Annotated in this window: 12 protein-coding genes, 1 tRNA gene and 1 pseudogene; 4 read left to right on the plus strand and 10 right to left on the minus strand. The window is 67.0% G+C overall.

Features of this window, described 5'->3' with window-relative positions; genetic code table 11:
* Positions 1-43 precede the first annotated feature (43 nt).
* The 7 genes and pseudogenes from E6K76_05880 to E6K76_05910 form a co-directional block, all read right to left on the minus strand.
* Positions 44-1111, minus strand: a complete 1068-nt coding sequence (locus E6K76_05880) for a hypothetical protein (protein ID TMQ59117.1) — start codon at positions 1109-1111, stop codon at positions 44-46.
* Positions 1104-1832: an rRNA pseudouridine synthase gene (locus E6K76_05885; protein TMQ59118.1), complete on the minus strand. Its 729-nt coding sequence runs from the start codon at positions 1830-1832 to the stop codon at positions 1104-1106. Before E6K76_05885 ends, E6K76_05880 begins: the two co-directional genes overlap by 8 nt.
* Before the next feature lie 12 nt (positions 1833-1844).
* Positions 1845-2468, minus strand: a complete 624-nt coding sequence (gene scpB / locus E6K76_05890; GenBank protein TMQ59119.1) for an SMC-Scp complex subunit ScpB — start codon at positions 2466-2468, stop codon at positions 1845-1847.
* Positions 2465-3286 carry a segregation/condensation protein A gene (locus E6K76_05895; protein ID TMQ59120.1) on the minus strand — a complete coding sequence of 274 codons (822 nt, stop codon included), beginning with the start codon at positions 3284-3286 and terminating at the stop codon, positions 2465-2467. The genes scpB and E6K76_05895 overlap by 4 nt, the downstream gene beginning before the upstream one ends.
* Positions 3283-4239: a tryptophan--tRNA ligase gene (gene trpS / locus E6K76_05900; protein ID TMQ59121.1), complete on the minus strand. Its 957-nt coding sequence runs from the start codon at positions 4237-4239 to the stop codon at positions 3283-3285. Before trpS ends, E6K76_05895 begins: the two co-directional genes overlap by 4 nt.
* A gap of 134 nt (positions 4240-4373) precedes the next feature.
* Positions 4374-4901, minus strand: a pseudogene (locus E6K76_05905) (site-2 protease family protein).
* A 70-nt stretch (positions 4902-4971) separates the two neighbouring features.
* A complete protein-coding gene (locus tag E6K76_05910; protein ID TMQ59122.1) occupies positions 4972-6378 on the minus strand; it encodes an insulinase family protein in 1407 nt (468 codons plus the stop codon).
* A gap of 152 nt (positions 6379-6530) precedes the next feature.
* Between E6K76_05910 and E6K76_05915 the strand changes: the two genes are divergently transcribed.
* A complete protein-coding gene (locus E6K76_05915; GenBank protein TMQ59123.1) occupies positions 6531-7007 on the plus strand; it encodes a hypothetical protein in 477 nt (158 codons plus the stop codon).
* Between the two features lie 8 nt (positions 7008-7015).
* Here the strand turns inward: E6K76_05915 and E6K76_05920 are convergent.
* Positions 7016-7088, minus strand: a tRNA-Ala gene (locus E6K76_05920).
* A 126-nt stretch (positions 7089-7214) separates the two neighbouring features.
* Between E6K76_05920 and E6K76_05925 the strand changes: the two genes are divergently transcribed.
* Positions 7215-8654, plus strand: coding sequence for a UDP-N-acetylmuramate--alanine ligase (locus tag E6K76_05925; protein ID TMQ59124.1), 1440 nt, complete (start codon positions 7215-7217; stop codon positions 8652-8654).
* 9 nt (positions 8655-8663) lie between these two features.
* Here the strand turns inward: E6K76_05925 and pruA are convergent, their stop codons facing one another.
* Positions 8664-10214 carry an L-glutamate gamma-semialdehyde dehydrogenase gene (gene pruA / locus E6K76_05930; protein TMQ59125.1) on the minus strand — a complete coding sequence of 517 codons (1551 nt, stop codon included), beginning with the start codon at positions 10212-10214 and terminating at the stop codon, positions 8664-8666.
* Between the two features lie 50 nt (positions 10215-10264).
* On the opposite strand from pruA, the gene E6K76_05935 reads away from it, so the two are divergent.
* A complete protein-coding gene (locus E6K76_05935) occupies positions 10265-10663 on the plus strand; it encodes a hypothetical protein (GenBank protein TMQ59126.1) in 399 nt (132 codons plus the stop codon).
* A 26-nt stretch (positions 10664-10689) separates the two neighbouring features.
* Positions 10690-11013, plus strand: a complete 324-nt coding sequence (locus E6K76_05940) for a hypothetical protein (protein ID TMQ59127.1) — start codon at positions 10690-10692, stop codon at positions 11011-11013.
* 35 nt (positions 11014-11048) lie between these two features.
* On the opposite strand, the gene E6K76_05945 is transcribed toward E6K76_05940, so the two are convergent.
* Positions 11049-12335 carry a PKD domain-containing protein gene (locus E6K76_05945; protein TMQ59128.1) on the minus strand — a complete coding sequence of 429 codons (1287 nt, stop codon included), beginning with the start codon at positions 12333-12335 and terminating at the stop codon, positions 11049-11051.
* Positions 12336-12370: the final 35 nt, after the last annotated feature.

Here is a 12370-nt window from a genome sequence, read left to right on the forward strand (position 1 = left end):
GTGTCCTCTCGAGCTTCAGGGGATCGCCTGGGGCAGTGTATCACTAGGGGACTGGATCCGCCGCCGGGAAGCTCCCGAGGATGCGGTGAAGAAGCGTCGCCGGGCGAATCTCGTCCAACGCGGCGCGAAGCGGCTCCTCGAGCCGGTGACCCGAGAGCTCGAGGAGGAACAGGTGCTCCCCGGGCCGCCATCGATGGGTCCGCGATTCGATCCAGCCGACGTTGACGTCGTGCGAGGCGAGGCAACGCAGCACTTCGAGAAGGCGCCCGGGCCGGTTCTCCAGGGAGAGAAGGAGCGCGGTCTTGTCCCTGCCGCTCGGCTTCGATTCCCCGGCACCGAGCACGAGAAATCGGCGGGGCCTGCGGGGGGCATCTTCGGCCGCGGCATCGAAAACCGGCAGGTGAACGGTCTCCGCGACGATCGGCGGGGCGATGCAAAGCGCTTCCGGATCGAGGGCCGCGCGTCTCCCCGCCTCGCCGCTTCCCGCGACCGGCTCGATCTCGGTCCCGGAAGGGAGCGAGGCGCGCCAGCGCTGACAGAGGGATAACGCGGCCGGATGCGCATAGAGGCGCTTGGGCGCCGCCGCGTGGCCCAGCGCCTGGTAACCGGCCCGGTCCACGAACTCCGCGACGATCCGGGCTTCGGCCGTGAGAAAGAGGTCGAATGCGTCGAAGGCGGGATCTTCCGGATCCCCCTCCAGGGCGAAAACGCCGTACTCGAGACGCTCCGACTCGATCCGTTCCAGGAGCTGCTGCGCCGCCGCGAGCGGCTCGTACGAGGACGACTTCCCGAACCGGCGCGTGGCCGCTTGGTGCGCGAAGCCGCCCGGCTGACCGAGGTAGCCGATACGAAAATCCCCCTGGATCGCGCGCGACGCGGACACGACCTCGCGAAAGATCGCCTGGAGCCCGGCCAGCGGAAATTGGCCGCGCTCCTCGCCCGCCAACCGCTCAAAGAGCTCCCTCTCGCGCGCCGGGTCAAGGGCGGATTCCCCCTCCACGCGCTTTCGTTCCCCGATCGCGGCCACGACTTCGGCCCGCTCGGCCAGGAGCCGTATCAGCTCGCGATCGATGCGATCGATCCGCGAACGCAGATCCCCGAGATCAGGCATGGGACGCCGTCCTGGCCGCGCGCTCGAGCGCGCGGATCTCCGTCCTGGTAAGCGGGCGTGTTCTGCCCGAAGGGAGGGTCTCGAGCCGGATCGGCCCGAACTGAACGCGCAGGAGGCGGCGGACGTGGAGGCCGGCGGCGCGCGCGAGCAGCCTCACCTCGCGTTTCTTTCCTTCGAGGATTTCGACCAGGAGCTTTCCCTGCCCGCGCTCGGCCCCCTCGAGCAGCACACGGCTCGGGACCACCTCCTCCCCTTCGACGATCGCCCCCTCGCGAAGGCGGCGCATCGTGGGCACGCCGGGCACCGGAACGACCCAAATTCGATAGACTCGCGTGAGCCCGGTCCTGGGATGGAGGAGCGCCTCCGCAAGCACGCCGTCGTTCGTCAGAAGCAGGAGCCCCTCCGAATGGAGGTCGAGCCGGCCCACCGCGTGGAGCCCGCGCGCGACCCCGCCGAGGAGCTCGAAGACGGTGGGGCGGCCGCCTTGGCTCCGACGGCTGACCAGGACGCCCGCCGGCTTGTGATAGGCGAGATAGCGGAAGTCGTCGTGCCAGCGAAGAAGCTTCCCGTCGAGGGTGACGCGATCGCGCTCCGGATCGATGCTCGGGCCCATCCCGGACGGCGGCGCGCCGTTCACGCGGACGCGTCCCTCCCGGATCCAGCGGTCCGCCTCGCGCCGGGACCCCGCCCCGGCGCGGGCGAGAAATTGATTAAGCCGCACCGTTCCCGGCCGTCACACCTCGACCTCGGATTTCGTCGCCTGCTCCTCCGTCGTGGCCGCTCCGGCTGAAACCGCCTCCCCCTGCTCGGGCTGCTGTTCGCGCTCCTCGAGCAGCGGGGCGACCTCCTTCAGCTCGGGAAGGTCCGAGAGGTCGTTGATCCCCATGTAGGAGAGAAACTCCGGCGTCGTGGTGTAAAGCAGCGGCCGTCCGACCCCTTTCGAACGGCCTTTGATCGTGACGAGATTCCGCTCGAGAAGCGTGTGAAGCACCCCGGCGGTATCCACCCCGCGTATCGAGTCGATCTCCACTTTGGTGATCGGCTGGCGGTAGGCGACGATCGCGAGCGACTCCAGAGCCGGCTTGCTCAACCGGATCTTTCGCCTGGAGCGGAGCATCCGCTCGACCCAGGGGGAGCACTCCTTCCGCGAGAGAATCTGGAACCCGCCCGCGATCTCATGGAGGATGATTCCGCGTTCCCCGCGTTCGTAGGCCTCGGCCATTTCCGCGAGGAGCGCCCGGACTTCCTGGACGCTCCGGTCCCCGAGCACCTCGGTCAAGACCTGGAGCCCGACGGGCACGTCGCTCGCGAAGAGCACGGCCTCGAGGATTTGTTTCGCGGTCGGCATGTCGGTCATCCCTCCTCGACAACGATCCGTCGACGGGGTTTCTCCTCCCGCCACGCGATCCAGATCGGTCCGAATAGCTGCTCCTGCGCCACGGTGATCCGTTCCTGTTTCAGGAGCTCGAGCAATCCCAAAAAGGCCGTGATCTTCTCCAAGCGCGTCAGAAAATGGGAGAGCACTTCCTCAAACAACGCCCGCTTCCTCCGACCCAGGGAATCGCGAATCACCGCGATCGCCTCCTCCAGGCTGATCGGCTCCGCCGTGATCGTGTGGATGATCGGGGGGGCCTGCCGGTGGAGAACGTTCTTGAGAGCGTCCAGGAGCCGGTAGAGGCTCACCGGCTGCAGCTCTCCGTCCTGGGGATCCTCGAGCTGCGACGGCGCGCCCCGATCGAAGAGCAGCCGCCGGTCGCTCTCGAGCTGCTCCAGGTCACGCGCCGCTTCCTTGAAGCGCCGATATTCCAAGAGCTGCCGCATGAGACCTTCGCGCGGATCCTCCTCTTCCTCGTCCGCGATCGCCGGCGGTAGGAGCATCCGCGCTTTGATGCGCATGAGCGTCGCGGCCATGACGAGGAACTCCCCGGCGACCTCGAGATCCAGCTCCCGCATGAGCTCCAGAGTCTCCAGATACTCCCGGGTGATGCGGGCGATGGGAATGTCGGAGATCTCGATCTCCTCGCGCTGGATCAAATGGAGCAGGAGATCGAGCGGACCTTCGAACGCGGGGAGCTGAACCCGGATCAGGCTCGCGGGCGACGCGACGCCCTCCTCCGTGGCCCCGGGGGCGCGCGCGGCAACGGCGGCCGGGTCGTTTTTCCGGAATTCGGTCATGGAAGCTTCATGGCCTCGCGTACCTCCCTCATGGTCTCCTGCGCGATTTTCCTCGCGCGCTCCTCCCCCATTTTCAACGCCTCCCGAACCCGTTCGGGGCGCGCTTCCAGCTCGCGGCGCCTCTCCCGGAACGGACGAAGCTGCTCGGCCAGGATCGCAGCCAGGTCCTTCTTGTTCGCGACGCACCCCAGCCGGCCCGCGCGGCAGTCGGCTGCGATCTGGGGCGCGTTCGCGGCGTTGAACGCCTGATGGTAAGCGAAGACGACGCATCCTTCCGGATGGCCGGGATCGTTCGCGCGGATCTTCTTCGGATCGGTGTAGGCGGTCCTCACCTTGGCCGCGATCGTCTCCGGAGAATCCGAAAGATAGATCGCGTTGTCCAGCGACTTGCTCATCCGCCGGCCGTCGAGCCCGGGGACGCGCGCGAACTGGGTCAGCTTCGGCGCCGGAATCGGGAAGACCTCGCCGTAGAGGCTGTTGAATTTGCGCGCGATCTCGCGCGTCATCTCGATGTGGGGCACCTGGTCCTCTCCTACCGGAACGAGGTTGGCTTTGTAGAGCAGAATGTCGGCCGCCTGAAGCACCGGGTATCCCAAGTGGCCGTAGCTCACCGTTTCTTCCAGGTGGAGGTCCCGAACCTGCTCTTTCACCGTCGGATTCCTCTCGAGGCGGCTCGTCGTCACCAGCATCGAGAAAAGCAGGTGTAGCTCCGCGTGCTCCTTGACGTGCGATTGGATGAAAACCGGGCTCTTCTCCGGATCGATTCCGGCCGCGAGCCAGTCGGTCACCATCTCGAGCGTGTTCGGCCCGATCTCCTCGACGTGCTCGTAGTCGGTCGTCAGGGCGTGCCAGTCGGCCACCATGTGGAGGTTCTCGCAGGTGCCCTGCAGCTCCACCCAGTTCTGGAGCGCCCCCAGGTAATTTCCCAGGTGGAGCCTCCCCGTGGGGCGCATCCCGCTCAGGATGCGCGGCTTCTTGCCGCTTCCGGCGGCCTTGGGTTCGATCAGAGCACTCCCCCTGTGAAGAATCCTCCGAGAATGTAGACGAACGGCGTGACGATGTAGCTGAAGAGGTTCACCCCGGTCGTCATTCCGAGCACGACGATGCCCAGGAGCACGAACGGCCCCACCCGGTCGAACTCGCGATACCGCTCGGCCCACTCGCGGCTCAAGAGCCCCGTCAGAATCCGGGATCCGTCCAGCGGGAAGATCGGGATCAGGTTGAACGCCGCGAGCCCGAGATTGACGACGACGCTTCCTTCGGCCATGTAGAGCAGGAGCCTCTCCATCGTGCCGGCCATGTGGACCGGCGCGGCGAATCGGACGATCGTTCCGAAAAGGAACGCCAGAATCAGGTTCGAGATCGGCCCGGCGAGCGCGATCCACATCATGTCCCGGCGGGGGTGCCCGAGGTAGCGCTCGTCGACGGGGACCGGCTTCGCCCAGCCGATCCTCTGCGTCAGGACGAACACGATTGTCCCGGTCACGTCCAGGTGCGCGATCGGGTTGAGCGTCAGGCGCCCCAGCAACCTCGCCGTCGGGTCGCCGAGACGGGTGGCAACGTAGGCGTGGCTGTATTCGTGAAAGGTGAGGGCGAAGAGAAGCGGCGGAATCATCAGGAGGATGCCCGTTACATCGCCCACCGACCCTCCTCCCTCCCCTGCCCGCCTCGGCCGGCGAGGTTCGTTAGAGCTTGGACTCGCTCTTCACGGGCGTGACGGTCGCCTCGCAAGAGTGAGCGAACCAGCGCTCCGCGGCCGCCCGGACGCTCTCGGGATTCAACTTGAGCAGCGACTCCTCGAACCGGCGGGGAAAATCGTAGCCCTCGCCCGCCACCTCGAACTGGGACATCGAGCGCGCGCGTACGAGCGGGTCGTTTTGGTTCGCGAAGGTGCCGTTCTGGACCCGTTTCAGCTGCGCGATCCATTCCCCTTCGTCGAGCGGCTGAGTTCTCAGGCGGCTCATGACCGCCGCGACCGTGTCACGGGCCGCTCCGAGCTTGCTCGGCGCGGATCCGAGGTAGACGGCGATGGAGGAGCGTCTCGGGTAGGGCGCATAGATCACACCGACCGTGGCGGCGAGCCCCCTCTGCGGCAGCCAGAACGCGATCGGAGAGCGATCCCCCGAAGCGAGATAGGACTCGATGATCTTGAACGCAGGATAGTCGGGGTCCCCGTAGCCGGGGGCGGCGTAGCCGTAGGTGAGGCATGAGGCGAGAATATCCCGCTCCGCGGTCATGCTCGTGTCCGCGGCGAGAGGGATGGGATCCCCCGCGACCGGCCGGAGCGCCGCCCCGCGCGGCACCGCGGCGAAGGCTTTCTCGAGGCGCGCCATCACCTTCTTGCCGTCGAAGTTCCCCACGAAGCAAACCGCCATGTTCCCGCCGACGAAGTACCGCTGATATTGGGCGAGGACATCCCTTCGGCGGCAGTCGGCGATTCCGGAGACCGTCCCCGCCACCGGGCGCGCCAGAGGGCTGCCCCGGTACATGGCCCCGAGATACATCGAGTAGGCCGCCTTGATCGGGCTCTCCCCTTCCCCGGCCGCCACCGTCAGCGCTCGCTGTCGTGAAGCATCCACCGCGGTGTCCGGGAAGGAAGGCTCCAGCACGCACTCGGCCAGGAGATCGATCGCCGCGTCCACCTGCTCGCGTTTCGTGGTGATCGCGATCTGACCCAGGTCGGGTCCCGCCCCGGATTCAAGGCTCGCGTCGGCCGCGAGGAGCCTCAGGGCGAACTCCGCCGGCGGGTGCTTCTGCGTACCGGCCACGATCGACTTGATCAGCACCTGGGAGCGGCCCGCCTCCTCATCGGTTTCGTAGATCGAGCCCATCCGGAGGGCGACCGCCCCGGCCACCCGCTCGCTCGTCCGTTCCTCCTGAACGAGGATCGTGAGCCCATTCTTCAGCACCTTCTTCTGCACGGGCGCGCCGGGGTCGTAGATGGGGACCCGCGCGGGCGGCTTCGCCTGGGGAACGGCGCGATCGTCCTGGCTTCGCGCCGATCCCGGCAGGAGAAGGAGGATCGCTGCGACCGTGGCCAGGAGCGGCCGAAATCCTTTAATCGACTGGAACTTACGGTGTTGAGCAGGCATGGGACCAGCCTATCAGAGGGGTGTGGCCGCGTCAATGAATTGGGCGGCATTCCGCGCGATGCGAACTGAATGAAAGGTGAAGTTTCTCGCCGTTTCGTCCGATTCATTAACCAGGAACCGCTCGGGGCGGTTCCGAATCGGAGAAACGCGACATGCAGTATCCGAGTTCCACCGCGAAGGGGCGGAAAGGAACCGCCGTTCTTCCGGCGTTCGCCCTGACGCTTTTGCTTACCGCAACGACCCCCGGCTTGGGGAGCGGCGAGGACGGTGCCGGGCTCAGGGGCCTGGTGCGCGAATTCAACTCCATCTGCGCCGACCTCCAAACCGCACGCTGCGATCTGAAAATGGGGATCCTCGGCGAGTCGTCCTTCGGCGACCGGATCCTGGAGCTCTTCGTTCGCGCGGACAGCATCACCACGCTTCTCGATGGTCGCTCGCCGGCGCCCCGGCAGATCGGGCCGGCATTCGCCCTCGAGTGGGGCTTGAAGTACCTGAGGGAGTCGTTACGGGAGAACTACGAGGGGATTGTCGAGGGGAACGGATACCGTTTCGTCACGGCCGACCTCGCGCTCAAGGCGGCGGAGGCGTGGCAGGGGCGGCTCCTCCAGCCGGCCTTCTCCCTACGGTAGAAGGCAAGTGGAGCTGGCGGGGATCGAACCCGCTACCTCTTGACTGCCAGTCAAGCGCTCTCCCAATTGAGCTACAGCCCCATCCTTTTGTCGCCGAGCCAACAAAGCTAATGGCAGAGGCCGATCCCGTCAATTGGGTTCCGGACACGGAGAGTCCATGCGGATGCTGATGTTGACCCGAGATCCCGCGGAAGCGAGACTTCCAGCGTGAACGATCCCCACCCGTTTACCGAGCGGAACTACCACTTCAGCGGCGTCGGCGGGAGCGGGATGGCCCCCATGGCCCAGCTCACGGCGCTGCTCGGCGCCCGCGTCACCGGGTCCGACCGGAATTTCGACCGCGGCCTCACGCTCCCCGTGTTCGACGCCCTTGCCGAGGCGGGCGTCACCCTCGTGCCCCAGGACGGCTCCGGCGTGGTGCCAGGCCTGGACGCGCTCATCCACTCCAGTGCGGTGGAGCAGAGCAATCCCGATTTTGCCCGCGCCCAAGCGCTCGGGATCACGCGGATCAGGCGCGGGTCGTTTCTCGCAAAGCTGGCGGCGGAGCGCCGGGCGATCGCGATCGCGGGCACGAGCGGCAAGTCCACCGTGACCGCGATGGTCGCCCACATCCTCGTGGACGCGGGTTTTGATCCCTCGTTTCTGGGCGGCGGGGCCGCCGCGAGCCTGGACGGGGCCTTCCCACCGGGAAGCCTTCGCGTGGGCGGGAGCGATTGGTTTGTCGTCGAAACCGACGAAAGCGACGGCAGCGTCGCCGAATTCTCCCCCGCGATCGCGACCCTCACCAATCTGACGCGCGACCACAAGGAAATGGATGTCACGACCGGGCTCTTCGCTCGCCTTCTGGAGCAGACCCGCGAGCGGGCGGTCCTCCACGTCGGCGATCCCGCGCTCGCCGCGGTTCCACGCCCAGACCGCCTCCCCTTCCTCACCGTCGCGGTCGAAGGGGATCCGGTCTGGATCCACGCGGATCTGGTGGCGCGCTCCGTGCGGCTCGAGCCGGGCGCCGTGTGGTTCGAGATCGGCGGCACGGAGATCAATGTTCCTTTCCCAGGAATCCTCACCGTCCAGAACGCGGCCCTCGCGATCGCGACCGCCCACGCGGCGGGGATCTCGGTCGGGCGTGCCGCGCGGTCTCTCGAAAGCTTCGCCGGAGTCCGGCGGAGACTGGAGCGGATCGGCTCCGCGGACGGAATCGAAGTCTTCGACGACTTCGCGCACAACCCGGTGAAGATCCGCATGGCGATCGAGGCGCTTCGGCCGCGGGGGGCGCTATGGATCTTCTATCAACCCCACGGGTACGGCCCCACCCGCTTTTTCCGGGACGAGCTGATCGAGACATTCCGGGAGGCTCTGCGCCCCGAGGACCGTCTCCTCCTCGCGCCCATCTACGACGCCGGCGGCACCGCGGATCGCACGATTCGCTCCGAGCACATCGCGGATCCCCTGGCGGACGCTGGAATCTCCGCGAGGGTGGTCTCCACACGCGACGAGGCGGCCCGCCAGATCGTCGCCGGAACGAGGCGGGGCGACCGGGTCGTCGTCATGGGCGCCCGGGACGACACGCTCCCCTCCTTTGCGCGTGCCATCCAAGTCGCGCTTGCGGCGCGCACCGGCGAGCCTGCGGCCGGACGCACCCAGCGCTAGGCGACGCCTCTAGCCCACGAGCTCCGCGATCGATTTTGCCTGGAGGAAGAGTCCGAGGTAATCCCGGCCCCCGGCCTTGGAGTCGGTGCCGCTCATGTTGAAGCCGCCGAAGGGATGGATTCCGACCAGGGCGCCGGTGCACTTCCGGTTCAAATAGAGATTGCCGACGTGAAGCCGCCGCTTCGCCTCGAGAAGGAGGGCGCGGTCGCGTCCGTAGTAGGCGCCGGTCAGCCCGTAGATCGTTCCGTTCGCGATCTCGACCTCCTCCTCGAAGGAGCGCGCTTTGAGCACGGCGAGCACCGGCCCGAAGATTTCCTCCTGGGCGATCCGGGCTTGGGGCTTCACGTCCGCGAAGACCGTGGGCTTGAGGAAATATCCCGGGCCGGAGTGCTTCGCTCCGCCGGTGATCAGGCGGCCCTCGCCTTTTCCCAGCTCCATGTACTCGAGGATCTTCTTTTCGGCCGAGGCGCTGACCACCGGTCCGAGGTAGTTCTCCCGTTTCTCGGTGGGACCGACCGTCATCGTTGCCACTTGAGCCTTGAGCCGCTCCAGGAATTCGTCGTAGAGCCGCTCGTGAACGATCGCGCGCGAGCACGCCGAGCACTTTTGGCCCTGAAAGCCGAACGCCCCCGCATAGACGCCCTTCACGCCGGCTTCCAGGTCCGAGTCCTCGTGCAGGATCGTGAAATCCTTTCCCCCCATTTCGAGGATCGCGCGCTTGATCCAGATTTGCCCTTGCCGCACTTTGGCCGCGCGCTCAGTGATCCCGACCCCGACCTCCTTGGAGCCGGTGAACGCCACGAATCGGACGCGCGGATGCTCTACGAGCGCATCCCCGATGCTTCCCCCCGGGCCGGGAAGAAAATTGAGAACACCGGCGGGGACCCCCGCCTCCTCCAGAATCTCGAATAGTTTCCACGCGACGAGCGGTGAGTCGCTGCTCGGTTTCAAGACGGCGGTGTTCCCCGTGACGATCGTCGCGGCGGTCATGCCCATCGCGATCGCGCAGGGAAAATTCCAGGGTGGGATCACGACGCCGACGCCGAGCGGGATGTAGACGAGCTCGTTATTCTCGCCGGGGTTCGGCGTGAGCGGCTGCGGGCCGCCCCATCGCATCATCTCGCGCGCATAGAACTCGCAAAAATCAATCGCCTCGGCGGTGTCGCCGTCCGCCTCGGTCCAATTCTTCCCCACCTCGAGCACCATCGTGGCGTTCATGTCGTGGCGGCGCCGGCGCAGCAGTCCCGCCGCGCGCAGCAGCACGTTGGCGCGCTCCTCGGAGGGCATCCAGCGCCACGACTCGAACGCCTTCTCCGCGGCTAGGACCGCGTCGTTCACGTGCTCGACCGTCGCCTTCGAGAAATTGCCCACGCATTCGGACGGATTCGCGGGGTTCTTGCTCTGGAACGTCTCTTTCGTCGTGATCCGTTTTCCGCCGATCACGAGCGGGTAGGTGGCCCCGAACTTGGATCGGACCTGCCCGAGCGCCTCGCGCATCCCCGTCTCCACGTCGGAACGGGAATAGTCAAGCATGGCAGCGCTGTGAAACTCCGGGAGCATGCACTTCTCCTTCCGGGGATGAGATCGATCGGCCTATACTCCGCCGCGTCATGATACGCGCCTCGGCGGCCGCTGTCATCCCGGCCCTGCTGCTCCCCTGGCTCCTGATCCCACTCAAGAATCCGCTCCTCTTCGCGATCCTACCGGTCGCTCCGCTCGCTCTCGTCTACGCGCGGGCCGTCGCCCGAGGGAGACCCCGCGCCGCGGCAACGCTCGCGCTCGCGTGGGCCGCCGCGCTCACGGTTTCCACGGTCGCCGCGGCCGCGCATTCGCCCGAGTCCGCGACGCGCGGCATCTGGCGCGCGGGCGCCTACCGGGAGGAAATGCTGCAATGGATCGCGACAGGGGCGGGCTCCGAAGGGGACATCTCGCGCTTTCTGCCGCGCGTGCTCGTCGAGTACGGTCTGGTTTTCCTGCTGTCGGCGATTTCCGGCGGGGTGGTGCGCTGATCCTGGGATCGCTCCTGCTCGGCTACATGAACGGGTACGTGGGGTGGGTGGTCGCCCACGCGGATCCCGAGATCGCGAAGATCCAGGCCGCGATCATCGCGTGGCCGCCTTGGCCGATCGCCCGGGTGATCTCCTTCGTCTTCGCGGGGACCGCCGCCGCGGCGTGGGGCTTTCCACGGCTCTTCGACCGGGGCGCTCCTCGTGCCGCGGTGAAGCCGCTCCTCATTGCGTCACTGGTATTTCTCGCGATCGACATCGGCCTCAAGTGGCTCTTGGCGCCGGAGTGGCGCGGTCTCCTTCGCGCGCTGCTCGGCGCGAGCGCTGGAATCGAGGCGGGAGGGAGCGGCTGAGCCCGAAGGCCCAGCCGCTCGTGAAGCAGACCGAGCTATTTGAGTATGGTGAGTGAGCCCGAGCCCTGCGTCGACGGCGTCTCGACGCGATAGAAATACTTCCCCGACGAGAGCGTATGCCCGTCCGATGCGCGGCCGTCGAAGCGGACGTCGTGATCTCCCGCGGGGTAACTCCCCTCGTCGAGCACGGTCCGCACGAGGCGGCCGTTGAAGTCGTAGATACGGATCCTCAGATATCCAGGCTCCGCCGTGCTCACGCTGATGATCGCCTCGGGGTTCATGGGATTAGGACGAACCCGCCGGACCACGTTTTGCTCCGGCCAGAGATCCCCGTCGACGGTCGCTTGCACCGATCCCCCGCCGAGAAGGTTGGCCGACAGCACCAGGTTGAGCGGCCCTCGCTTGTCGACGTGCGCGAAAAGCGCGCGGAGATCCTCCTTCGCGAACTCCATGTGGATTTCTTCCACGTTGTTTCGGTCGCGGTCGCCGCCGAGCGTCGTCCTCTCCGGAATCGGATAGATACAGGCGACGGTTCCCGTGCCCTCCGGCGCCGTGAGCTTCAGGGTCGAAAGATCGACCGAGCTGATTTCGAAGGATTCAGCCACGGGCTCGAGATAAACCGCCTCGCGCGGCTTGCCGGTCGCGAGCTTGATCGGGCCCGGATCCGTGAACGCCCGCGCCTGATACAAGGTGGCCACGTCCGCGGCCGTGGTGTCGGTGGAGGCGAGAGCGCCGTCGCTCGCCGCGAGCGTTACCCGATAGTGCCCCACCGCGGGGTAGGCATGCGATACGGCCGCTCCGACTCCCTGGGAGTCGTCGCCGAAGGTCCACGCGAAGGTAAGCGCGTCGCCGTCGGGGTCGGAGGAACCGGAAGCGCTCATCGCGACCGACATCCCCACGAGGCCCGAGTACGGCCCGCCCGCCGAGGCGACCGGGGCGCGATTCACCGCGCCGACCGTGACCTGAACCGGAACGTCGACCGACCGAGCCGGGTCGAGCGCGTCGCGCGCCCCCAGAGTAAGCGTATGTCTGCCCGCGGCGTCATAGCTTGCGGCCACGTGGAGAAGCCCAGTGCCGCTGCCCTGGTCGGTGAAGGTCACCGTGAGCGAGAGGGGCGCGCCCGAACCCAGAAAGGCCAGCGTCGGCGCCGGCAGGCCGCACTCCTGATCGGGATCGGAGGCGTGGACCAAGAGATCGGCCGCGCTCCCTTCATCCATCGCGAGCGCGTACCCGCCCCCGGGTACGCTCCAGACGGGGGTCCGATTCACGTCGGTCACGCTGACGGTGAAGCTCTCGTTGTCGGAAAGGGCGCCGTCGCTCACCGCGACGCTCGCGGGGTAGCTCCCCGAAGCGCAGT

The sequence above is a fragment of the Candidatus Eisenbacteria bacterium genome, assembly GCA_005893275.1.
Lineage (GTDB): Bacteria > Eisenbacteria > RBG-16-71-46 > SZUA-252 > SZUA-252 > WS-7.